Origin of the sequence: Microbacterium sp. MEJ108Y (assembly GCF_000834175.1) — a bacterium.
GTDB classification, from domain to species: domain Bacteria; phylum Actinomycetota; class Actinomycetes; order Actinomycetales; family Microbacteriaceae; genus Microbacterium; species Microbacterium forte.
In genome coordinates, this window is sequence record NZ_JXQX01000038.1 from 360,163 (window position 1) to 382,800 (window position 22,638).

Annotated in this window: 20 protein-coding genes; 10 read left to right on the plus strand and 10 right to left on the minus strand. The window is 66.6% G+C overall.

Annotated elements, in window-relative coordinates; genetic code table 11:
* Position 1 precedes the first annotated feature (1 nt).
* Positions 2 to 1,000: a dTDP-glucose 4,6-dehydratase gene (rfbB, locus tag RU09_RS16615; protein ID WP_042541952.1), complete on the minus strand. Its 999-nt coding sequence runs from the start codon at positions 998 to 1,000 to the stop codon at positions 2 to 4.
* Positions 1,000 to 1,869, minus strand: coding sequence for a glucose-1-phosphate thymidylyltransferase RfbA (rfbA, locus tag RU09_RS16620; protein ID WP_042541953.1), 870 nt, complete (start codon positions 1,867 to 1,869; stop codon positions 1,000 to 1,002). The genes rfbB and rfbA overlap by 1 nt, the downstream gene beginning before the upstream one ends.
* A gap of 104 nt (positions 1,870 to 1,973) precedes the next feature.
* Between rfbA and RU09_RS18805 the strand changes: the two genes are divergently transcribed.
* The 4 genes from RU09_RS18805 to RU09_RS16645 are packed head-to-tail and all read left to right on the plus strand — an operon-like array spanning position 1,974 to position 6,382.
* The gene (locus RU09_RS18805; protein ID WP_052493014.1) at positions 1,974 to 4,259 is read left to right on the plus strand and encodes a hypothetical protein; all 2,286 of its coding nucleotides are present in this window, start codon (positions 1,974 to 1,976) and stop codon (positions 4,257 to 4,259) included.
* Positions 4,260 to 4,287: 28 nt separating this feature from the next.
* Positions 4,288 to 5,043 carry a glycosyltransferase family 2 protein gene (locus tag RU09_RS16635; RefSeq protein WP_042541955.1) on the plus strand — a complete coding sequence of 252 codons (756 nt, stop codon included), beginning with the start codon at positions 4,288 to 4,290 and terminating at the stop codon, positions 5,041 to 5,043.
* The gene (locus RU09_RS16640) at positions 5,040 to 5,438 is read left to right on the plus strand and encodes a DUF2304 domain-containing protein (protein WP_042541956.1); all 399 of its coding nucleotides are present in this window, start codon (positions 5,040 to 5,042) and stop codon (positions 5,436 to 5,438) included. Before RU09_RS16635 ends, RU09_RS16640 begins: the two co-directional genes overlap by 4 nt.
* Positions 5,435 to 6,382 carry a glycosyltransferase gene (locus RU09_RS16645; protein ID WP_042541957.1) on the plus strand — a complete coding sequence of 316 codons (948 nt, stop codon included), beginning with the start codon at positions 5,435 to 5,437 and terminating at the stop codon, positions 6,380 to 6,382. The genes RU09_RS16640 and RU09_RS16645 overlap by 4 nt, the downstream gene beginning before the upstream one ends.
* Positions 6,383 to 6,388: 6 nt before the next feature.
* Here the strand turns inward: RU09_RS16645 and RU09_RS16650 are convergent, their stop codons facing one another.
* Positions 6,389 to 7,375 carry a glycosyltransferase gene (locus tag RU09_RS16650; RefSeq protein WP_052493015.1) on the minus strand — a complete coding sequence of 329 codons (987 nt, stop codon included), beginning with the start codon at positions 7,373 to 7,375 and terminating at the stop codon, positions 6,389 to 6,391.
* Positions 7,376 to 7,500: 125 nt separating this feature from the next.
* Between RU09_RS16650 and RU09_RS18145 the strand changes: the two genes are divergently transcribed.
* The gene (locus RU09_RS18145; RefSeq protein ID WP_052493016.1) at positions 7,501 to 8,757 is read left to right on the plus strand and encodes a hypothetical protein; all 1,257 of its coding nucleotides are present in this window, start codon (positions 7,501 to 7,503) and stop codon (positions 8,755 to 8,757) included.
* Complete coding sequence (locus RU09_RS16660) at positions 8,754 to 9,500, plus strand: glycosyltransferase (protein ID WP_042541958.1); 747 nt, start codon at positions 8,754 to 8,756, stop codon at positions 9,498 to 9,500. Before RU09_RS18145 ends, RU09_RS16660 begins: the two co-directional genes overlap by 4 nt.
* A 45-nt stretch (positions 9,501 to 9,545) precedes the next feature.
* Here RU09_RS16660 and RU09_RS16665 read toward each other — a convergent pair whose 3' ends face one another.
* The 4 genes from RU09_RS16665 to RU09_RS16680 are packed head-to-tail and all read right to left on the minus strand — an operon-like array spanning position 9,546 to position 14,951.
* Positions 9,546 to 10,436: a glycosyltransferase gene (locus RU09_RS16665; protein ID WP_042541959.1), complete on the minus strand. Its 891-nt coding sequence runs from the start codon at positions 10,434 to 10,436 to the stop codon at positions 9,546 to 9,548.
* A complete protein-coding gene (locus RU09_RS16670; RefSeq protein WP_042541960.1) occupies positions 10,433 to 12,373 on the minus strand; it encodes a DUF6541 family protein in 1,941 nt (646 codons plus the stop codon). The genes RU09_RS16665 and RU09_RS16670 overlap by 4 nt, the downstream gene beginning before the upstream one ends.
* The gene (locus RU09_RS16675; protein ID WP_231567649.1) at positions 12,370 to 13,269 is read right to left on the minus strand and encodes a glycosyltransferase family 2 protein; all 900 of its coding nucleotides are present in this window, start codon (positions 13,267 to 13,269) and stop codon (positions 12,370 to 12,372) included. Before RU09_RS16675 ends, RU09_RS16670 begins: the two co-directional genes overlap by 4 nt.
* Entirely contained in the window at positions 13,266 to 14,951 is a 1,686-nt protein-coding gene (locus RU09_RS16680; protein ID WP_052493017.1) for a glycosyltransferase, read from the minus strand. Before RU09_RS16680 ends, RU09_RS16675 begins: the two co-directional genes overlap by 4 nt.
* Positions 14,952 to 15,181: 230 nt before the next feature.
* Between RU09_RS16680 and RU09_RS16685 the strand changes: the two genes are divergently transcribed.
* On the plus strand, positions 15,182 to 16,015 hold the full coding sequence (locus RU09_RS16685) for an ABC transporter permease (protein WP_042542182.1): 834 nt from the start codon (positions 15,182 to 15,184) through the stop codon (positions 16,013 to 16,015).
* Positions 15,999 to 16,742 (plus strand): ABC transporter ATP-binding protein, encoded by a 744-nt coding sequence (locus tag RU09_RS16690; protein ID WP_042541962.1) that lies wholly within the window; start codon positions 15,999 to 16,001, stop codon positions 16,740 to 16,742. Before RU09_RS16685 ends, RU09_RS16690 begins: the two co-directional genes overlap by 17 nt.
* Positions 16,743 to 16,778: 36 nt before the next feature.
* Here the strand turns inward: RU09_RS16690 and RU09_RS16695 are convergent, their stop codons facing one another.
* On the minus strand, positions 16,779 to 17,852 hold the full coding sequence (locus RU09_RS16695; RefSeq protein WP_042541963.1) for a glycosyltransferase: 1,074 nt from the start codon (positions 17,850 to 17,852) through the stop codon (positions 16,779 to 16,781).
* Positions 17,853 to 17,961: 109 nt separating this feature from the next.
* On the opposite strand from RU09_RS16695, the gene RU09_RS16700 reads away from it, so the two are divergent.
* On the plus strand, positions 17,962 to 19,722 hold the full coding sequence (locus RU09_RS16700; RefSeq protein WP_042541964.1) for a DUF4012 domain-containing protein: 1,761 nt from the start codon (positions 17,962 to 17,964) through the stop codon (positions 19,720 to 19,722).
* A 143-nt stretch (positions 19,723 to 19,865) separates the two neighbouring features.
* Entirely contained in the window at positions 19,866 to 20,447 is a 582-nt protein-coding gene (locus RU09_RS16705) for a hypothetical protein (protein WP_042541965.1), read from the plus strand.
* 230 nt (positions 20,448 to 20,677) lie between these two features.
* On the opposite strand, the gene RU09_RS16710 is transcribed toward RU09_RS16705, so the two are convergent.
* Positions 20,678 to 22,132: an LCP family protein gene (locus RU09_RS16710; protein ID WP_042541966.1), complete on the minus strand. Its 1,455-nt coding sequence runs from the start codon at positions 22,130 to 22,132 to the stop codon at positions 20,678 to 20,680.
* Positions 22,129 to 22,596, minus strand: coding sequence for a 5-(carboxyamino)imidazole ribonucleotide mutase (gene purE / locus RU09_RS16715; RefSeq protein ID WP_042542183.1), 468 nt, complete (start codon positions 22,594 to 22,596; stop codon positions 22,129 to 22,131). Before purE ends, RU09_RS16710 begins: the two co-directional genes overlap by 4 nt.
* Positions 22,597 to 22,638 lie beyond the last annotated feature (42 nt).

The window sequence follows — 22,638 nt, forward strand, 5'->3', positions numbered from 1 at the left end:
GTCACTGTCCCTTGGAGGCGTAGAACGCCTCGGTCTGATCCTTGGAAGGCGCCCACCATGACTCGTTGTCGCGGTACCACGCGATGGTCGCCGCCAGTCCGGACTCGAAGTCGGCGAACTCCGGCTTCCATCCCAGCTCCGTGCGCAGCTTCGTGGAGTCGATCGCGTACCGAAGATCGTGACCGGCCCGGTCCGTGACGTGGTCGTACGCGTCTCGCGGCTGGCCCATCTCCTCGAGGATCAGCTCGACGACGTCCTTGTTGTTGCGCTCGCCGTCAGCGCCGATCAGATACGTCTCGCCGATCTGACCCTTCTCGAGGATCGTCAGCACCGCGGACGAGTGGTCGTTCGCGTGGATCCAGTCCCTGACGTTCTCGCCTGCCCCGTAGAGCTTGGGACGGATGCCGCGGATCACGTTGGTGATCTGACGCGGGATGAACTTCTCGACGTGCTGGTAGGGACCGTAGTTGTTCGAGCAGTTGGAGATCGTCGCCTGCACGCCGAACGAGCGGACCCAGGCGCGCACGAGCAGATCGCTGCCGGCCTTGGTCGAAGAGTACGGCGACGACGGGTTGTACGGAGTCTGCTCGGTGAACCGTTCAGGGTCGTCGAGCTCGAGGTCACCGTAGACCTCGTCGGTCGAGATGTGGTGGAACCGCGTCTCGTGCTTGCGCGCGGCTTCGAGCAGCGTGTACGTGCCGATGATGTTGGTGTCCAGGAAGGGACGGGGGCTGTGCAGGGAGTTGTCGTTGTGCGACTCCGCCGCATAGTGCACCACGGCGTCCGCCTCAGCGGTGAGCCGGTCGACCAGCTCGGCGTCGGTGATGTCGCCGTGCACGAACCGCACACGATCGTCGGGAAGTCCCGCGAGTGAGGCCCGGTTGCCGGCGTAGGTCAGCGCGTCGAGGACGGTGACCGTGTGGTCGGTGTGCTCGACCGCGTAGTGGACGAAGTTCGAGCCGATGAAACCGGCGCCTCCGGTGACGAGGATGTTCGACATCAACGACCTCTTTCCAGGGTCTCGAGCAGGTAGGTTCCGTAGCCGGACTTCACGAGCTTTGTGGCCCGCTCACGCAGGTCGTCGTCGGTGAGGAAGTCCTGACGCCAGGCCACCTCTTCCGGGACTCCGATGCGCAGACCGGTGCGGCGTTCCATCGTGCGCACGTAGTCGCCGGCATCCGACATCTGGTCGAACGTCCCGGTGTCGAGCCACGCCGTTCCGCGAGGAAGCACCTCGACCTGCAGGTCACCGCGCTCGAGGTAGGCGCGGTTGATGTCGGTGATCTCGTACTCGCCGCGAGCACTCGGCTCGAGGTTGCGTGCGATCTCGACCACGTCGTTGTCGTAGAAGTAGAGTCCGGGCACGGCGTAGTTGCTCTTGGGGTGCTCCGGCTTCTCCTCGAGCGAGACGGCGCGACCGTCGGCATCGAACTCGACGACGCCGTAGGCGTTGGGCTCTGCCACCCAGTAGGCGAAGACGGCACCGCCCTCGACGTCCGTGTAGCGCTTGAGCTGGGTGCCGAGCCCCGGACCGTACAGCAGGTTGTCGCCGAGCACGAGGGCGACCTTGTCGTCGCCGATGAAGTCCGCGCCGATGACGAAGGCCTGGGCGAGGCCATCCGGCGACGGCTGCTGCGCGAACGTGAGGTTCACCCCGAACTGCGAACCGTCGCCGAGCAGACGCTCGAACTGCTCCGCGTCATGAGGCGTGGTGACGATCAGGATGTCCCGGATCCCCGCCAGCATCAGCGTCGACAGCGGGTAGTAGACCATCGGCTTGTCGTACACGGGAATCAGCTGCTTGGAGATGCCGATCGTAATCGGGTGCAGTCGAGTTCCTGAGCCGCCAGCGAGAATTATGCCTTTCACCCCCATATCGTGCCACATCCCAGCTGGGACTCAGAAAGAGGCGATTTACTTGCGTCACACCGTTCACACTGGCATCATCTGTGCATTTCCGTCACAATGAGCAGGTGACCGGCTCAAAATCCCCCCACCTGCTCGGCCTCCTCGCCAGTGCAGCGGCTGTCGTCCTCGCCGCATCCCTGCTCGTGGCGACGCCGGCCAGTGCCGTCTCGCCCTCTTCATCCGGCGGCGTGTCGACCGCCGCGTCAGCGACGACAGCGTCGGTGGCGGCGACCGGTTCAGTGGACGCATCCATACGCGACACCGCGAACCTGGCGGAGTTCAGATCGGGGAACATCATCTCCGATGCCGTGTTCTTCCAGAGCGACACGATGTCCGCCGGCCAGATCGACTCGTTCTTCCGCGGAAAGGTCGCATCCTGCCGCAGTGGATACGTCTGCCTCAAGGACTACCGCCAGAACACGCCGAACCGTCCGGCAGACAGCTACTGCCGCGGCTACACCGGGGCGGCGAACGAGTCGGCGGCCACGATCATCGCGCGGGTCGCGCAGTCCTGCGGCATCAACCCGCGGGTGCTCATCGTGATGCTCGAGAAGGAGCAGAGCCTCGTCACGCACACGTGGCCGAGCAGCTGGCGCTTCGACATGGCACTCGGTCAGGGCTGCCCTGACACGGCGCCGTGCGATCCGGCCTATGCAGGCTTCTTCTACCAGATCTACGGTGCGGCCAGGCAGATGCAGATCTATGCCGAGGGACGCTGGTTCACGTACTACGCGCCGGGAAAGACCTGGAACATCCTCTATCACCCGAACAGGGCCTGCGGCTCGGCGCCGGTCCGCGTCGAGAACAAGGCGACCGCCGCGCTCTACTACTACACCCCGTATCAGCCGAATCGAGCGGCACTCAATGCCGGCTACGGCAGTGGGGACGGGTGCTCCAGCTACGGCAATCGCAACTTCTACCAGTTCTTCACCGATTGGTTCGGCAGCACGCAGACGGCGGGCGGCGCTGCCGCCACCCTCGCGCAGGTCCCCGGTCGCGCGGAGATCTATCTGGTGCAGTCAGGCATGCGCCACCATGTCGTCGCGGGCGAGGACTACGCCGCGCTTCGATCGAGGCTCGGTGGAGCCGTGTCTGTGGCCGCGACGGACCTCGACCCCATGCCCGAGGGCAAGCCGGTCACGCGTTACGTGCACGATCCTCGAACAGGCACCCTGTACCTTCTGGAACCGGACGGCACCCGGCATCGATTCGTCGACGCGGCCCAGATCGCCCTGTTCGGATACTCGTTCAGCTCGTACGTGAACCTCACCGGCGCCACGGCGGACCGTTTCTCCGAGGGCGCTGCCGTCGGGTCGTTCTTCCGCTCGGGAGCGGATCCGGAGGTGTACCTCTACCAGGCTGGTCTGCGCAGGCACGTCGCCAACCAGCAGACCTGGGTCGATGTCTCCCGAGGAACATCCGGATATGTCGCCTCGATGAAGCCCTCGGCGGCTGCGGCGATCGGCATCGGACTCCTCGTGATCAAGGCGAACAGCCTGGTGCGTGCCGCGGACTCGAATGACATCTACCTCACCCTCCTCGGCGATCGCCTGATCCACATACCCAGCACCGCGCTCGCGGGTGAGTTCGGCGCCACGGGTCTCACCGTCGTGCCGCGGAGTTCGGTCGCAGCCAACTCGAAGGTCGGGTCGACGCTGACCCCGGTCGTCGTGTGCGGCAACAGCACACTGATCGCCGCGGGCGGCAAGGTCTATCCGGTGTCGGGCACGCAGTTCGGCAACATCAAGCCGACGAAGCTGGGCAGCGGTGAATGTGGCGCGATGCCCCGCGCCAAGACGACGGTCTCCGTCCCCCTTTTCGTCCAGCCGCAGGGGGCTCCTGAGATCTACGTCATCTCGGGAGGCACGCTGCGGCATGTGCAGTCCCCCGCCGATCTGCTGGCCCTCAACGGCTCCAGACCGTTGCAGGTGCTGCCCTGGTCGCGGGGCACCGTCCAGTGGTTCGGCATCGGACCTGCGTTCCTCCCCTCGAACTCGTTCGTGCGCTTCACCGGACGCGCAGAGATCTACCGATTTGAGAACGGGTTGCTGCGTCATGTCCGCAGCATCAAGACCCTCCTCCAGCTGAACGGAGGCACGCCGCCGCGAGAGTATGTGCTCCCGGGCGACCAGCTCTCGCGCTTCAAGGTCGGGTCCCCTCTGCTCACCAGCGGAGCCGACTTCGTGCAGTTCACCGGCGCGCCCGAGATCTACTTCTACGACAACGGCAAGCTCAGGCACGTGACGTCGATTGCGATCCTCCTCAGACTCGGCGGCGGACGCGCACCCGAGGTGCTCCAGATTGCGCCCGGATTCAAAGCGGACTACGCGGTGGGCACACCGATCACGTGACAGGTCGATCCGATAGGATCGGGGAACTATGAGCTTGTCGTCGGACCGTGTCCTCGTGATTGTCCCCGCATGGAACGAGGCCCGCAACGTCGGACGCACCGTGCACGAGGTCCGCGCCGCGAACGCCGACTTCGATCTTCTCGTCGTCGACGACGGATCCACGGATGACACAGGTGCGGTCGCCCGAGAAGCCGGTGCGACGGTCATCTCCCTCCCCTTCAACCTCGGGGTCGGCGGCGCGATGCGCACCGGCTTCACGTACGCGAAACGTCACGGCTACACCCGCGCGATCCAGGTCGACGCCGATGGGCAGCACAACCCGCTCGACATCGCCCGCGTCCTCGCCGGTCTCGACACCGCGGACATCTCGATCGGCGCTCGGTTCGCGGACGTCGGCGACTATTCGGTTCGGGGCCCTCGCCACTGGGCGATGCTGTTCCTGGCGAAGACGGTGTCCAGGGTCGCCAAGACCCGTCTCACCGATGTGACGAGCGGCTTCCGCGCCGCCAACAGCCGAGCCATCGAGCAGTATGTCCGCTACTACCCCGCCGAGTACCTCGGCGACACCATCGATTCCCTCGTCGCAGCATGTCACGCGGGTTTGACGGTGACGCAGGTTCCCGTGGCCATGCGGCCGCGAGTCCACGGCACGCCGAGCCAGGGTCCGGTCGGAGCATCGATCTATCTGCTGCGTTCGGTGTTCACGCTCGGCCTGGCCATGCTGCGTCGCACCGGCTCGACGAGCCAATCCACCGGTGTCCGCGAACAGGAGGACGCAAAGTGATCGTCGTTGTCGGGATCGCCCTCTCGCTGTTCATCCTCGTGCTGGTCTTCTGGATGCTTCTGACGCGACGCCTTCGCGAGAAGTACGCGGTGATGTGGATCGTCATCGCGCTGAGCGTCCTGCTGCTCGGGATCTTCCCGCAGCTTCTGCTCTGGGCGACCGCGCTTCTCGGTGTTCAGGTGCCGGCAAACCTCCTGTTCGCTCTCGCGATCACCCTGCTCCTCGGTGTCTCGCTGCATCTCTCCTGGGAGCTCTCCCAGGCGGAGGACGAGATCCGTCGCGTTGCGGAGGAGGCGGCGCTGTCGCGCGCAGAGGTGGACAGGTTGGACAGCCGCATCGCGGCCCTGGAGGCTCAGCACCGGGGCGGCGGCGCCGACAGCGCTCCCCCGGCATGACGTCGCGACACTCGAGCGACGGCGTCTGGGGCGTCGTCACCGTTCATCGCCCCGCGCAGGTGCCTCCGCTGCTCGCTGATCTCGCTCCCCAAGTCACCGGGATCATCGTGGTCGACGACGGCAGCGGCTCTGAGTTCGATTCGATCCGCGCGGAGGTCGCGGCGAGCGGAGCGCTGGTGCTCGCCTTGGAGCGCAACTCCGGCATCGGCGCCGCGCTCAATCGCGGCATCCGCTGCGCCCTCGACAAGGGCGCGAGCGCGATCGTGACGTTCGATCAGGACTCGACCATCGCTCCCGGGTTCGTCGACGCTCTGAGCGCGGCGTGGGAACATGCTCGCGCTCACGGCGTCCCCGCCGGCCCCGTGGTTCCGGAGTTCTTCGCCGACGTCTCCCAGGCCGGACCGCCGGCAGGACACGGAGTGGTCCATGCCGCTCACGCGATCCAGTCCGGCATGTATCTCCCCGCGGGAGTGGTCGACCAGGTCGGGCTGATGGACGAAGCTCTCTTCATCGACCTCGTGGACACGGATTTCGAGCTCCGCTGCCTTGACGCGGACCTGCCGTGCATCGTCGCCCCCGGCCTCCGACTGCCGCACCGCTTGGGTGCGCGCTACCGGTTCCCGGGGCCGCTCGGGGCACTCCTTCCCACCCTCACGCTGAGCACTCCGTTCCGGTATTACTACAGGGCCAGGAATCGCATCGTGCTGGCGCGGCGCCACCCGCGGCATCGCGCGCGCCTGCGCCGCGACGCCCGAGCCGACTACGCGTACTTCCTGATCGCGTGGATGCTGGCGAGGCCCCACTCGACCATGCGGAAGCTGCTCGTCGCGGGATTCCGCGACGGACGAGCCGAACGCATGGGGAGGATGGGGCCTGCGCTCATGACGGAGGCTGCCCGTGTCACGTGGCGGGCTCGCCCCCTCCCTGACGCGGAATCTGCCTGAGGCCGTCTACGGCGCCACGGTGGGTGTCCGTCGACGCCCCCGGATCAGCCACCCCGACGCCCAGCTCCCCAGGTATGCGATGACGAACGGCGTCGGCACGACCTGTGCGCGCCGGACTCGACGCAGCATCCCCAGCGTGTCGCGCAGCCGCCGGCCCGCACCGAAGCGCCGATCCGCCTCGATCGCGGCTGGCGAGCGAGGATCACGTTCCACGAGGGTCTGGGCCATGAGCTGGCGCCACCCCACGTAGATCCAGAACAGCATCCGTGCCATCGCCCACGGCGACGCGGCGCCCTCGTACCGCACCGAGAACTCGACGGCGTTCCCCCAGGCTCGTCGCAGGGTCGCGATCGGGCCGAGACGCAGCCGGCTCGGATCACCGAACACGTTCGCGGAGTGCTGCACGTAGTCCTGCACGACGTCCTCGACGACGCGGCCGCCTCCCCGAGCCATCCCGACGACGGCGAGCCAGTGATCGTGCGCGACGGTGTGGGAGGAGAGACGTGGAAAGGGCAGCGCGGTCGACAGCAGTTCGGCGCGGAACACGCACAACGAGCCGGTGAACTGATTCACGATCATCGTCGACGCGGCATCGAGCTGCCGTCGCTCGGTGAATCCGAGCACCTCGTCACCGGGGTGGGCCACCAGCCGGGCTTGGCCCGACACGATCGCAGACTCGGAGAGATGCGGAAGCAGGGTCTCGAGCTTGTGCGGATACCAGAAGTCGTCCTGGTCGCTCAGCGCCACCCATTCCGCCGCTGCGGGAACTGCCGCGAGACCCCTCTCGAAGTTCAGGTAGAAGCCCAGTCGACGGCCGTCTGCGAGGATCCGGAAGCGTTCGTCTCCGGCCGCGACATCGGCGAGCACCTCCTCGACGGTCTCGAGTTCTCCGTCGACGGAGATGATGCACTCCCAGTCGGTCACCGTCTGATCGCGTATCGAGGCGAGCTGACGGGCGAACAGTTCCTTGGAGGGTCGATAGGCGGCGAGCACGATAACTCCAACCATTGGTCCCTGACCTCTCCGTAAAGCCGACTCAAGTAGTCTAGGGTCGCACGCGTTCACGTCCCCGCCATCCCGAATGGTGTTGGGCCGCAATGGTCCGAGGAGTCCCATCGATGAAGGTTCTACTGTCACGCTTCGCGGGCTTTAGCGCCGTTCCTCTGATCTCCTTCATCGCCCCTCTGTTCCTGCTGCCCATCATCCCGAACGTCTTCGGCTTGGCGGCATGGGGCTCCGTGGGCACGGCTCAGGCGGTGGGAACCGTCTGCGCGATCGTCGCGGGGTTCGGCTGGAACATCTCCGGCGGTGCGCGCATCGCGCTCAGCGCCGACGATGCCGCCCGGCGTCAGATCTTCGGTGATTCGTTCTGGTGCCGCGGCCTGCTCGTCGTGGCGGCGGGATCGGTCGGCGCCGCGCTCAGCTCGGTCCTCGTCCCCGCCGAGTTCCGCCTCGTCGCCGCACTCGTCACCCTGGCGACCACGGCTGCGGCCATGACCGTCGTCTGGTACGCGGTCGGCGTGGGCAATGCGCGAGTGGTTCTGCTGTTCGAGACCCTCCCGGTGAGCATCAGCGTGGCTCTGGCGATCCCCCTCCTCCTGCTCACGGAGCAATTGCTGTGGTACCCGATCCTCACGCTGATCGGATTCCTCACCGGCCCTCTGCTTCTGAACCTCCGCCTCTATCGTCGGCCGCTGCCCCCGTTCGCAGGGCGGCGGATCCTGCGCGCATACCGCGCGAACCTCTCGGTCGCCGCGGCTGAGACGATCGGCGGCTCCTACACCTCTGCACCCATCCCGCTCGCGCAGGGCATACTCGGCGCGACGGCCAGCGGTCAGGCCACGTCTGCGGACAAGTTCTTCCGCATCGCCCTCTTCGCCGTCACCGTTCTGTCGAACACCCTTCAGAAGTGGGTGCTCGAGGTCTCCTACGCTCATGGTCGGCTGCGGCGCCACTTCGTGGCCTTCGGGCTCCACGCCGCCCTCGCCCTGATCGGAGGCGCGGCGCTGACGGTGCTCGGCCCGCTGTTCTCCTCATTGCTGTTCGGCGAGAAGGCGACGCCCGAGATCGCCGTGTTCCTCGGGTTCGGCGCAACCTTCGCGCTCACCAGTCTGACGACGCCTTTCATCCGCAATGTCCTGGTCCCGGCAGGCCTGAACCGCTACGTGCTCTTCGGCACCCTCGGCGCTGCTCTCGTCGGGGTCCCGCTCATGGTCCTCGGCGCCCAGTGGGGCCTCAGCGGGATCATCGCCGGGCTCGCGGCCTCTGAGCTCGTGATCCTCGCCGTCGTCGTGACAGCCGGAACACATCATCTGCTCCTGGAGAGGCGATCGGCTTTCGCCCTCGTCGCCCCGGCTGAGGGAGACATCGCATGACGACGACCGTGAGCGTGTGCATGGCGACCTACAACGGTGCACGATTCGTCAGGCACCAGCTCGAATCGATCCTCGACGGACTCCACCCTGGCGACGAGGTGGTGGTGGTCGACGATGCGAGCACGGACGACACCGCAGACGTCGTGGCCGCTGTCGGAGACGATCGCATCCGGTTGATCCGCTCCGAGACCAACCGCGGATATGTGAAGGCCTTCGAGGCCGCGATAGCCGAGGCGACCGGCGAGATCATCTTCCTCTCCGACCAGGACGACGAGTGGGTTCCTGGCCGCCGTGCGCTGCTGGTCGAGGCACTTCGCGACCGATCGATCGCGGCCGGCGACCTCGTGCTGCTGCCTGACGACGCACCACTGCGTTCTCCGCTCACCGGACGCCCCTGGCACCTCGATGCGCTGCCCTCAGGCGGCTCTCTGGCCAATGAGCTGCGTCTGCTCGCCGGCGATGCGCCCTACTACGGGTGCGCGATGGCGTTCCGCCGCGAGGCCAGAGACCTCATCCTGCCCTTTCCCGAGTTCCTCGTCGAGTCCCATGATCTGTGGATCGCGACCGTCGGCAACACGGCTCGCGGGCTCGCCCACGTCCAGAGCCCGGTGCTGCGGCGTCGGTTGCACGACGCCAACGCGTCGGCCCCGAAGCCGCGAGGACTCCGCAAGGCACTGCAGTCGCGGTGGATGCTCCTCCGCGCATGGCGCGAAGCAGCGCGTCGCGTCCGCTCCGCGCGCTGACGCCACCGCGCGGTTCCGCTGAGCCGCCGCTCGGGTTCCCCGGACTCAGCTCAGATCGGCCACGTGCGCCAGCGACGATCGCAGGCCCCGCGCCGTCCCGTGCCTCAGCACGAGGGGTAGTGCGGCGATCCCGTGCAGGCGGGACATGAGGCGCACCCGAGCGGTCCGCGCTGTGCGACTCCACCCTCGCTCAGCGGCCGATCGGCGCGCGATGCGGTAATACCGCCGCTCATCGAGAAAACGGCTGCCGTCCAGCAGCGTCTTCTGGGATGCGCTCTCGAGATGGCGGCGATATGAGAACGCGAGCGTCGGCGTGTAGGCCAACGTGCCGCCGTCGAAGGCGATGTCCATCAGCAATGCCAGGTCTTGGATGACGGGAAGGTCGTCCGTGAAGTCGATACGACGAAGTGTCTCGACTCGAAGCGAGAGCGACGGCCAATAGAGCCAGTTCCCACGGATCAGCGTGGTGGCCATGTCAGGGCCGCTGAAGACCGTCACGCCCCGTCCCTTCGGAGCCAGGTGGCGCTGCTTGATCCGATCGACGAGGGGAAGGACGACAGCCCCGTCCTCGTCGATGACCTGAACCGCCGGCTGGATGACGTCGGCGTGCGGCACAGCGCGGGCCGCCGCGCGGACCACCTCCACATAGTTCGGGTGCAGAAGGTCGTCGCACCCGAGGATCGTGACGAAGTCCCCCGACGCGCGCCGAACGGACTCCCGGAAGTTCTCGGTGATCCCGACGTTGTGCTCGTTCCGGGTGTAGACGATCCGCTCGTCCCGCTCTTCACTGAAGTGAGCTGCGACCGAGTCATCGGGATAGCAGTCGTCGATGATCGTCAACCGCCAGTCCGGGTCCGTCTGGGCGCGCACGGACTCAACGGTCTCATAGAGCTGATCCGGGTCTCCCCAGAACGGCACGAAGATCTCGTAGGTCATGACCCGAGCCCACACGAGACGATCTTGAAGAGCTTCGCGTCGCCGCGCTGCTCGACCAGCTCGACGTAGGGCGAGCTGTCGAGGTCATCGAGTCCCGAGTAGTCTCCGTCGTTCTCCTGGAAGTCCCCGTCCGCGCTGAAGTCGAGGACGTATCCGACGCCGGTGTCCTCGAGCGCGGCGCAGACCTCCGGCGAGTCGCCCTCTGTGCTGAGCATCGTGTTGATCGCTTCGGCATCGTCAGTGAGGTCCATCAGAAGGTGGGGCATGAGCACCCGGCGTCCGCTCACACCGTAGGCGAACGAGGCTCCCGTCCACGGGTCTCCCGCGATGACCGCATCCTCCGGCACGAGCTCCGCGAGATCTTCCATGAGGTCGAGTTCGTCCGGAGACAGGATCGGCCCGCCGGGTCGGAGTTCATAGGTGAACTCGATGTCGGCGGCCGCCTGGCGAATGGCGGCGTTCTGGGTGACTCCGACGAGCGCGATCACGACGATGGCGATCAGGACGATGGGCAGGCGCTCGAAGAACCGCCGTACCGGCACCAGCAGTCGCTGCCGGAGAAGCCACGTGACGAGGACGATTCCGCCCAGCGCTGCGAGGGGCAGGACACCGATCGCCCAGAAGGCGGCGATACGGGGCGGATTGTTGTACCACGGTGCCGTGAACCAGAAGCGGAGCGTCTCATACGGCGACGCCGAGACGATGATGTAGAGCACCGCCGAGATGACGGCCATCGCGAGGATCGACCAGCGCGCATAGGTGCCTCGACGGATCACGCTGTACGCGCCGATGATCATCAGGGCGGTGATTCCGAGCGAGCTCGGGTAGCCGTACACGCTCGCCGCGACGACCTCGCCGATCGAGTCGGGAACGGTGTTGATGATGGGCCAGTAGATCTGGCTCGCCGGGGGCCGCACCACCTGCAGGAGGACGACTCCCGCCGCGGCGTATGCGACCAGCAGGCCGATCCCGATGAGTCGCGGTCGACCGGGAGTTCTCATCTGATGCAGGAGCCTCGCGAGGACGAAGGGCACCGTGAGCGCGACGACGGCCATGAGCGCACCAGGGTGTGCGACTCCCAGGCCGGGCACGACGAGCACCAGCAGAAGCGCCCAGTCCTGACGACGCGGAACCCGCCCGGGCCTGAGCAGCCACCACGCGACGACGATGGCGGCGGGGGCGACGGCGAGGCCGAGGAACAGCGGGTACAGCACGCCGTAGTGCAGGAGCAGGAAGGGGAAGGCCGGGAAGGCGGCAGCCAGAGCTCCCGCGATCACCGTCAGGATCTGATTGCGCCCCAGGAGCTCGCGCACGAGGAACACGGCGCCGATCGGCCAGACGACCGCAGCGACGACGATGATCATCGCGTTGCTGGCGAGCGGCACGGAGGCTCCGCTCAGCGCGACGATGATCGAGACCATCGCATGCCAGCCCGACGGGTAGAAGGGCACGCCCGCCGGCGATGTCATGCTGCCCAGCCACAGAGGCGACGCGTTCCCGGTGTCGAGGACGTACTGGACCGCGTTCAGGTGGAAGAAGTTGTCGTAGCGCTGCGAGAAGAACTCGGGGTCGTGCATGCTTCTGACCAGCACGAACGCGATGAGCAGGGCGGGCACGACGATCGAGACGATCACGGCGACCAGCTGTCTGGCGTTCGAGCTCTGACGGAGCCGGGCCGGCTTTCCGACGTGCTTCGACCAGAAGTATGCGGCGACCGCAGCGACCGCCGTGAGGATGAGGACGGGCAGGATGCTCCATCGGATCCCCACGAACGGAGCCGCGAGAGCAGCTACCGCGACGAGGGAGACGCTGAGCGCGGGGGCCAGCGCGAGAAGCCTCATTCCGCGCAGGCGGAGGAGGAAGCCCAGCAGCAGACCCGGAAGGAAGAGGAGAGCGCCGGTGACGATCAGCGCGGGCAGGATCGAGACCCAGCTCACGCCGCCTCCGCCTCTGGATACTTGATCTTCGGGTTGAAGGTGATGCCCTTCACCCACTTGCCGAGCAGCTTGGCGCGCAGATCCAGCGGAACGCGGCCGCGGTGAAGGCTCACGAAGAGTCGCGCACCGAACTCCATGAAGTAGAGGAACCCACGGTGGTGCAGCTGCCAGGAAGCCTCGTTGCGCACACCGTACGAGAACTTCCACAGGCTCTTGCGATCGACCATGGCGAAGTTCACGCCTCGGTTGTCACCCATGTCATGGACGACGACGCTGTCGAGCACCTGCACACCGGGGCAACGCGCGGTGAGGCGAAGCGTGTACTCACGGTCGTCGAACCAGATGAAGTACTCCGAATAGGGAAGCCCGTACTCCGCGATGGCCCACCGCGGGATCAGCACCGAGACGAACGAGCACGCGGTCACCATGACGTTCTTCTGCCCCTTGACGAGCAGGCGTCCCCAGTCCCACGTCGTCACCGGGTTGTTCATCTCGCAGATGCTGCCGTCGGTGAACTCGACCACCGAGCACGCGAAGGGCACGTCGCCGCCGAGCTCCTGGACCGCCCCGTCGAAACCGGCGATGAGGCTCGCGAGCGCTTCCGGCTTCGGATAGCAGTCGTCGTCCATGATCCAGACATGATCCGCCCCGGACGCGTATCCGCGCAGCATCCCCTCCGAGAACCCGCCCGCTCCCCCGGAGTTGGTCGACATGCTCACGACTTCGAGGGGCACCGCTGTCTCGAGCGCGGCAAGGTACTCCGCCGTGCCGTCGGTCGAGGCGTTGTCGATCACGAACAGCGTCTCGACGGGGTGCGTCTGCGCCTCTATAGATGCGATCACGGTCTTCAGCTTCTCGAGCCGATTGAACGTGACGACCACTCCAGCGACACTCACCACGAGCCCACCTCTTCCTTGAACCATGAACTCGCGGACTGCTGAGACAGCAGCTTCTTCTCGGCCTTGCGCTCCTTGCGCCACAGCGCTTCCCTCGCCTCTTCGTCGTCGACGAGCGGGGCCACTGCCTCGGCGAGCCGACGAGCGGCCAGACGAGCGTGACGCGGAACCAGCGCGGACGCCGGGATGATGTCGCTCTGGGCGCCGACATCGGTCGAGATCACCGGCACGCCGTGCGCGATCGCCTCGAGGGTCGTGAGTGTGAGGCCCTCGTTGTGAGACGACACGACGAGAACGTGCGCCTCGTCGAGAGTCTCCGCGACCGGAGTGTCCGAGGTTCGCCGAACGATGTCGGCGGTCAGTCCCTCAGCCTCGATGATGTCATCGACCCAGCTCGACAACTCGCCGCCACCGTGGAGGATGAAACGCAGCGAGTAGCCCTGACGCTTCAGCCTTCGCGCCATCGTGATGAAGACCTCCGGCGCCTTCTGCCGTGCCATCCGGCCGATGAACGCGACGGTGAACTGCTCCCCCGCGGCCCGCGGGCGGAACACGGCATCCTTCGGCTTCACGGTGAGTCCGCCGAGCGGTGCCATGACCACGCGATCGGCGGGGATCCGCTGCACGTCCGTCATCCAGCGGGCGAGGCTCGGAGAGATCACGTGGTGTGTGGTGATCGACTTCGATGCGATCGCACTGCTCAGGGGATAGCCACCGCCCGAGTACTCGACGATGTGCGTGCTGTCGATGATCGGGATGCCGGGACGTGAGGCCGCAATCCACGCCACCCGGTCGTACAGCCACTGATTGTGATGGATGACGACACCGCGCACGTCGAAGGTGCGCAGCAGCGATCGGAGAAGCGGTTCGACGCCGGCCGTCTGCGACTGGACGGTGGGCTCCGAGAAGGGGATGAGCAGCGCCCCGTCGAGCTCGGGACGAGTGACCCACGGCTGGTGGGAGTCCCGATTCGTCAGCACGATCGGGAGCAGACCCGCCTCGCGCACGAGACGCACGGTCTCGAATGCCCAGAGTTCGGCGCCGCCGAGCTCGAACCAGTGGAGGCCGATGATCACGGCCTTCTGCGCCCCTTCGGGGGCGGGGCCGGCCGGCACGATCACCTCGTCCTCGTGCGCACCTCCACGGCGGAACTCCGCCTCATAGTCGCGAGGCTCGATCGCGGTCGTGAGCTTGCGTCGGAATCTGAGCAGCGAGAGATCGCGCGCATCGTCATAGAGGAGCGGAGCGCGCGACTTGACACTCCGTGCGATCCCGCCGATGAGGCCAGGGCGCTGCGGGCGGTACGGATCGGAGTCGAGGACGTCGTCGGACGACACGTGCAGATGCCTGGCGGGCGACGCCACGAGTCGGGCTGAGACGGCCTCCGTGAGTTCGGGCTCACGCTCTTCGACGGAGACGGAGCTGACGATGTCGAAGCTCTCGATCCGGTGACGGTTGTTCCGAGAGAGTCCGTCGAACGTGCTGTCGTCGGTCAGTCGAGGCGTCGTCTCCACCGAGCCGTCGTAGAGATGGATCCGAAGCGTCCGCTGAGGCGCCATCAGCGCGTGGAAGTTCAGCGCACCGACGAGAAGGCGACGTTCGCGCTCCGACAGATTCGCACCCGTCTGCGGGTCCTCGAATCGGAAGAGTGCAGGCTGATCGAGAGCTTGAAGAGGTGTCACGGATACAGTTTGCTTTCGGATCGACGGACGCACGAGACCTCCGCGATCCTACCAGCGACCGCCCCTGCGACCCTGGGTTGAGCCTGTGCTGTGCGTTCGCGGCTTCCCCATCGATCTGCCAGGGACGATGCGTCAGGGATCGTATGATTGCTCTCGGTGCGCCCGAGACCGTCGGCGCCTCGGAAGGTGGAATCGCGGTGCAACAGGCTCGCACAGCCGACGACCAGAGAATGACGACTCCTGGCGCGAATCGAGGGCTCCTCGAGGTCTTCCGGCAAAGGCATCTGCTCTCGCTCATCGTGCGCAAGGAAGTGCAGATCCGCTATCGGGGATCCATCTTCGGGTGGCTCTGGTCGTACGTGAAGCCCCTCGTGCAGTTCGTCGTCTTCTTCGTCGCGATCGGTGTCTTCCTCGGTCTGAACGACCGGGTCGACTTCTTCCCGATCTACCTGCTCTCGGGCATCACGGTCGTGACATTCTTCAACGAGGCGTTCTCCAACGGCACCCGCTCGCTGGTCGACAATGCGGCGCTCATCAAGAAGATCTACCTGCCCCGCGAGATGTTCCCCATCGCGAGCATGATGATCGCCGCCGTGAACACGGTGCCGCAGATCATCGTCGTGATCGCGATCTCGCTCTTCTTCGGCTGGGCCCCCTCGTTCGCCTCCCTGGGCGCGATCCTGCTGGCTCTCGTGATCATCGCCGTTCTGGCCAGCGGCCTCGGCCTCTTCTTCGGCTCCATCAACGTGACCTTCCGCGACGCGCAGAGCTTCGTCGAGATCATCGTGATGGTCGCGATCTGGGCCTCTCCGGTGATGTACGAGTGGACCCAGGTCGCCAGAGTCGTGCCGGAGTGGCTCTTCGTCCTCTATCGGCTGAACCCGATCACCGCCGCCGTCGAGCTGTTCCACTACGGAGTCTGGTTCCCACTCGGACCCGACGCCTCCCCGATCCCCGACATCTGGCTGTACGGGCTCATCGCACTCGTGACGTCACTCATCGCGCTGGTCATCGGCCAGCTCGTCTTCCGCCGACTGGAGGGCCGCTTTGCCCAAGATCTCTGATGCGCAGCCTCTCCCGCGGATCATCATCGACGACGTCCACAAGACCTTCAAGCTCCGGCACACGCATTCGATCAAGGAGACGGCTCTCGCCGCGATCCGCCGCAAGCCGCTGACGACGGACTTCCACGCGCTCGACGGCGTCTCGTTCGATATCCAGCAGGGCGAATCCGTCGCTCTTCTCGGGTTCAACGGATCCGGCAAGTCCACGATGCTCAAGCTGATCTCGGGGGTGCTCGAACCGGATGAGGGCACCGTGCTCACTCGCGGCCGCGTCGCCGGCCTCATCGAGGTCGGCGCAGGGTTCCACCCCGACCTGTCCGGACGCGAGAACATCTTCCTCAACGCCGCGATCCTGGGCATGACCAAGAAGGAGACCGAGGCGCGGTACGACGAGATCGTCGCGTTCAGCGAGATCGAGCAGTTCATCGACACCGAGGTGAAGCACTATTCGTCCGGCATGTTCCTCAGACTCGCGTTCTCCGTGGCGATCCACACCGAGATGGACGTCCTGCTGATCGACGAGATCCTCTCCGTGGGCGACGAGCCGTTCCAGAAGAAGTGCCTCGCCCGCGTGCGCGAGCTGCACGCCCAGGGCAAGACGCTCGTCGTCGTCAGCCACGATCTCAACATGGTCTCGAACCTCTGCGATCGCGGCATCCTGCTTCAGAAGGGCAAGGTGCGCTTCGACGGCCCCAGCGCGGAGGCCGTAGCGGTCATGCGCTCCTGAGCGGGCCCCGACGCCCGAGGCCGAAGGTCTCGGGGCTCACAGGTCTGCGTGCAGTCCCCACACGCGTTCGGCCGCGCCGAGCCACGAGAAAGAGCGAGACCGGTCGGCGCCGAGCACGCTCAGGCGGCGCGAGCCGTCACCGACCGCGTCAGCCACGGCCTCGGCGATCTCCGTCGGCTCGGCGATCACTCCCCCGTCGGCGATCACGTCATGGTGCACTCCGCTCTCGACGGCGACCACGGGCACACCGAGGGTCATCGCCTCGACAGCACGCCAGGGCCACGCGGCGCGAGGACTCGTCGCCACCAGCGCGGACGCGCCTGCGAGGACGGCTGCCCGATCTTCGACCGACAGCGACCCGCGGATGTGCGCTTTCGATTCGGACAGTCCTGCGGCCGCTGCGACCTCGGCCAGCCTCGGCTCGGAGCCTTCTGGCGCGTCGAGCACGACGGCTTCCTTGCCCGCTGCGATCGCCGCCCGGAAACCGTGCTCGAGCGAATCGGCGGAGCCCGTGAGCACCAGATAGCCCGCGGGCAGAGAAAGGGAGGCTCTTCGCGCGGTCGCGTCGAACGGGACCACGAGGCCGCACGGGGCAGCACCGGGGATGACGCGGATCCGTCCGCTCAGCTTCGCTATCTCCGCCAGGCGCGCGCCGACGGCGTGCGAGGGCACGACGACGGCATCCGCGTGCTTGACGGCTCGCTTCAGCATCGCCCGCTGCCAGGCGACGGCGGTCTTCGAGAGAGAGTCCGGCTCTTCCCACGCCTGCAGGTCCCACAGCGTCACGGTCGTCTGGTCGTGGTCGTGCAGGCGATCGTGCCGCACCAGCGGGGCCATCAGCGTCGGCGAATGGATGAGACCTCCGCCGACCCCCCGCACGATCCCCAGCTGCCACGACGCCGCGAGCTCACGGCGCGCGAGCGACAGTCTGCGCACATCCGCGAGACCGGGGATCGGCACCTCGACGCCGGAGGGGACGATCGCCTCGACATCGCACCCGGAGGGGGCTGTCGAGATCAGCGCCGCGGTGAGGTCGGATGCCGCCAATGCGTGATCCGCGTGCACGACATGCGTCAGCTGATCCAGAACCACACGCAGCCGAGCACCCATGCGACAACAGTAATCGCCCGACCACCCTGAACCTGGGAGCGTGACCGCGAGCGACGAGGATCGGACAGCTCCGCACCCCCGATATGTCGCTTCGTGCTTGAATGCAGGGGTGAGTGACGGACGCCTGCCTGTACGTCGTCGGTGGTTGCGGTGGACCATCGGCGTGATCGTGATCTTCCTCGTGCTCGCGGTCGGCTGGGTCGCCATCCGCGGCATCGGCGCGGTGAACAACCTGCAGGAGGTCGCGGCGTCGTCATCGAAGCTCAAGCAGGCGATCGGCCAGGGCGACCTCGAGAAGGCAGCGTCGTTCTCCTCCCGCATCGCCCACCATGCGGAGTCGGCCCACGACCTGACGTCCGACCCGATCTGGCTCGGATTCGGCCTGCTGCCGTGGCTCGGTCCGAACTTCTCGGCGGTGAGCGAGGTCGCCGAGATCGCCGACGACGTCGCCTCGGATGCTCTCGTCCCCGTTCTGGAAGCGGCTGATTCACTCGACCTCGCGAGTCTCGGGCTCTCGAGCGGCGCCATCGATCTGACGCCTTTCGCGCAGATCGAGCCCTCTCTCGCCGAGGCCAGCGCGACGCTGACCTCGGCTGAGACACGCGCCCTCGGCATCGACGCGGACGCGACCCTGCCCCCGCTCGCCGATGCAGTGCGCGAGATGAGGACGACCGTCACGCAGGCCGCCACGGTGGTCGGAGCGCTGCACGGCGCGTCCGCGCTGCTGCCGAGCATGCTCGGCGCGGAAGGACCCCGGAACTACGTGCTCGCGATGCAGAACAACGCCGAGCTGCGATCGTCCGGCGGCATCATCGGTGCGATCGCGCTTCTTCACGCCGAGAACGGCCGGATCACACTCGTGCAACAGGCCTCCGTCCCGGATTTCCCCGCCCTCGAGACGCCGATCCCGCTCAGCGAGTCGACCGTCGCCCTCTTCGAGGATCGTCCGGGTCGCTACATGCAGAACCTGACGAGCATCCCCGACTTCACCGAGGCGGGACCCGCGATCGCGAAGCGATGGCAGGACCGCTTCGGTCAGCCGGTCGACGGTGTCATCGCGGTCGACGCCGTGATGACCGAGAACCTCGTCGCAGCCACGGGACCGCTCGCGTTCGGGCCGTTCACCGCCACCGAAGACACCGTGGTCGACCTGCTGCTCTCCGAGATCTACGCCGCGGTGCCCGATCCTCTCGCACAGGACGAGATCTTCTCGCAAGCGGCAGGAGCGCTTCTCTCCGCCGCGCTGACCGAGGCGGATCCGAAGGATCTCGTCGCCGCTCTCTCGGCGTCAGCCGACGAGCGGCGCATCCGCATCTGGAGCGCGCATGAGGACGAGGAGGCGATCCTGTCGGCTTCTTCTCTCGGCGGGGCGCTGCCGGAGGACGATACTCGGACCCACGTGGGCGTCCTGTTGAACGACACCACCGGCGGCAAGATGGACTTCTATGCCGATGCCACCATCACGACCTCGATCGGCACCTGCGATGGCGAGCAGACCACGCAGGTGACTGTGACCTGGACGAACGATGCACCTGCCGACGCCGGGACATCCCTGCCGCCCTACGTGACCGCTGACGGGTTCTACGGAGTACCTGCCGGGTCGACCCGGACGCTCGTGACCGTGTACGGCCCCGAAGGTGCGACTCCGTCTCACATCGACCGCGACGGAGAAGAGGTGGGCGTGCAGACCGCTCTGCTCGGCTCCCGATCGGCGGTTCAGCAGGAGGTCCTCCTGGCCCCGGGGGAATCGTCGAAGATCACCGTCGAATTCCAGGGAACCGGGGCTGGAGAACGACTGACGGTGGTCGACCACACGCCCATGGTGAACAGTCCGGAGACAACTCGCGAGCAACTGCGCTGCGCCTCGTGACTTTCCCGATTCCATGATGTAGTGTCAATCCCACTGGGGAATATCTGAGTTCTGCAATTCTGTCGTGGGGACAGGAAGAACTCACGCAGTCGGATGCAGGGGTGTATTCGAAGGCGATTCCGCGTGTATTTCTGGGGAGAATCATGCTGAAGAAACTGGCTGCCATCAGCCTTACCGCTGGCGTACTCGTGCTCATGGCACCTGCTGTCGCCTCTGCCGCGCCAGTCGTTCCGACCGAGTCTGACTCGTACGCGGGTACACCGCGCGTGAGCGTCGATGATCCGATCATCGACATCTGCGAAGTGTCCACTGTCGTGTTCGGCGCAGGCTACTTCCTGCCGTCCGAGAACGTCGGCGTGTCCGTCTCCGGCCTCAACGCCGGCGACTCGGCCGTCTCGGGCAACACTGCGGCCGCCGACGGCAGCCTCGTGGTCACGTTCCGCCCGCCGTCCGACGGAGAGGGCTCCTACGCCCTGGCCTTCAGCGGTTCGCGGTCGTACACGGCGACCATCACGGTCTCGCACGGCCATGACTCCGCGGTGAGCTGCGACCACGACCCCGGGGTCGCATCCGCGGGCACAGAGCTTCCGCTCACCGGCGGTGGGCTCGAGCTCGCACTCACGGGCGGCAGCGTGTCGCCGTGGGTCCTCGGAGGTGGGGCAGCCGCACTCGTCGCTGGTGGAGTGCTCGTCGCGACAGGCGTCACCCGCCGCAAGCGCGCCTAGATCAGATTCCCGCTTACAGCGGGAGTCGACTGGACGACGGTGATCCCTCCCCCTCCGATCACCGTCGTCTGGTGAATCCGGTCATGCACCGGAGGCCCACGGCCACCACCTTCACTCTCAGGTGGTGGCCGTGGGCTCACTCATGCGTTCCTGAGTGATCGAGCCACGCCGCTCCGCGGCATCGCGACCGGCGACCGCCGACCACGCGTCGACGATCACGGCACGGCCGATCACGGCGTCGGGGTCGGGGTCTCCGTCGGAGGATGCAGCGTCTGCTGCATCATCTCGTGGATGAAACCGTAGTCCGGAGCGTGCTCGTCTACACCCTGCTCGGGGGTGAGCTCGACCGTGGTGACAGGCTGCTCACGAGCCTTGGTCATCAGGTCGAAGAACTCGGGCAGCTTGTCCTGAGGCAGATCGGTGCTGATCAGCGCTGTTCCCGCGGAAGCCACCTCGTTGAACCGCGTGAGCACGGTCTGCGGTGTGAACTGCGCGAGAATCGCCTCCTGCAGTTCGCGCTGGCGCTTCATGCGGTCCCAGTCGCTCGTCGTGTAGCGCGATCGCGCGTACCACTGGGCGGTGTCGCCGTCCATGTGCTGCTGACCGACCTCGATCCAGCCGATCGCCCACGCATCCACGTCGTAGGGGTCCGTGCCCTCGGGCGGACCACCCTTGGGAAGCCGTTCCGTGACATTGATGTCCACGCCGCCGAGTGCGTCGACGAGCGCCGCGAAACCGTGCATGTCGACGAAGACGTAGTACGGGATCTCGATGCCGAGAACGCCCTCGGCCGCATCCTTGGTGGCCTCGATGCCCGCATCGGATCCGTGCGCCGCAGCGTCCGGATACAGCGAGGCGCCGTTGTCGTCTCGGCAGATCTCCGCGGCGTTGCGCACGTGGTTCATCCAGCCGTTCCATCCGCATGAGCTCGAGCTGTGACCCTCGAAGCCGTTCGGGTACAGCGCCTGCATCGGGCTTCCCTCGCTGAAGGGCGCGTTGGGAAGCTCACGCGGGATGCCGGTGATCGTGACGGCGCCGGTGGTCGCGTTCACCGAGACCACCGAGATGCTGTCGAACCTCATCGAGTCGCGGCCCTCACCGCTGTCCGCTCCGAGCAGCAGGATGTTGTAGTACCCCTCGCTCGGCGGCAGACTCGGCCCGCTCTGGCCGAAGATCGTGTTGATCGTTCCCCGCGCGGTGCCGACATAGGACGCGGCGTATCCGGTGCCCGTTCCGACGAGACCGAGCAGAAGAAGGGCGACGAGAGGGATCGCGAATTTCGAGGGACCGGGGACTCTGATCAGTCTGACGAGACGCAGCACGTCGAAGGTGAGCACCACCCACAGCACGAGGTAGGCGATCAGCAGCACCTGAACGAGCGTGAGGACGACCGCCGAGAACCAGCCGCCACCGACGGTGAGCCACAGCAGCACCGGCCGCGCGAACAGCGCCAAACCCGCACCCACGATCACGAGGAACCACGCGAGCAGCGTCGCTCCGAGGCCGATGCGCCCGAGCCGGCGGTTGCCGGCCAGCACCTGAGCAGAACCGGGCACGAGCAGGTTCAACAGCACCAGCCACCAGCCGCGCTTGGTCATCATCCCTGGATCCGCGGTGTTCGGATGCCGCAGGGGGCGGGTCTCGATCAGCGGTCGCGCCGACCCTCGCGGCGGCGCAAGGGTCACAGGGACCCCTTCAGCCGATCGTTCTTCTCCTCGACCTGCGCTTCGAGATCGAGCGCGTACGCCTCGATGCGATCGGCGAGGTCGTCGTCGGAGGTGCCGAGAATACGTGCGGCGAGGATACCCGCGTTGCGCGCTCCCGCGATCGACACCGTCGCGACAGGGATGCCGGCGGGCATCTGCACGATCGACAGGAGCGAGTCCATCCCGTCGAGGTAGGCGAGAGGCACGGGGACGCCGATGACCGGCAGCGCCGTCATCGAGGCGAGCATCCCGGGAAGATGTGCGGCACCACCGGCGCCTGCGATGATCACTCGGATGCCGCGACCGCGCGCTTCCCTCGCGTACTGCATGAGCTTGTCAGGGGTGCGGTGCGCCGAGACGACCTCCACCTCGTGCGGGATCGCGAAGTCCGTCAGCGACTGAGAGGCGTCGCTCATCACGCGCCAGTCGGAGTCGGATCCCATGACGACGCCGACGAGGGGCGCGGTGGAGGAGTGCAATGGCTC

Excerpts from the sequence above, each read along its gene's own strand:
- rfbB (WP_042541952.1), bottom strand. The coding sequence starts at position 1,000 with ATGTCGAACATCCTCGTCACCGGAGGCGCCGGTTTCATCGGCTCGAAC.
- RU09_RS16635 (WP_042541955.1), top strand. The coding sequence starts at position 4,288 with ATGAGCTTGTCGTCGGACCGTGTCCTCGTGATTGTCCCCGCATGGAAC.
- RU09_RS16645 (WP_042541957.1), top strand. The coding sequence starts at position 5,435 with ATGACGTCGCGACACTCGAGCGACGGCGTCTGGGGCGTCGTCACCGTT.
- RU09_RS18145 (WP_052493016.1), top strand. The coding sequence starts at position 7,501 with ATGAAGGTTCTACTGTCACGCTTCGCGGGCTTTAGCGCCGTTCCTCTG.
- RU09_RS16660 (WP_042541958.1), top strand. The coding sequence starts at position 8,754 with ATGACGACGACCGTGAGCGTGTGCATGGCGACCTACAACGGTGCACGA.
- RU09_RS16665 (WP_042541959.1), bottom strand. The coding sequence starts at position 10,436 with ATGACCTACGAGATCTTCGTGCCGTTCTGGGGAGACCCGGATCAGCTC.
- RU09_RS16685 (WP_042542182.1), top strand. The coding sequence starts at position 15,182 with ATGACGACTCCTGGCGCGAATCGAGGGCTCCTCGAGGTCTTCCGGCAA.
- RU09_RS16695 (WP_042541963.1), bottom strand. The coding sequence starts at position 17,852 with ATGGGTGCTCGGCTGCGTGTGGTTCTGGATCAGCTGACGCATGTCGTG.
- RU09_RS16705 (WP_042541965.1), top strand. The coding sequence starts at position 19,866 with ATGCTGAAGAAACTGGCTGCCATCAGCCTTACCGCTGGCGTACTCGTG.
- purE (WP_042542183.1), bottom strand. The coding sequence starts at position 22,596 with ATGGGATCCGACTCCGACTGGCGCGTGATGAGCGACGCCTCTCAGTCG.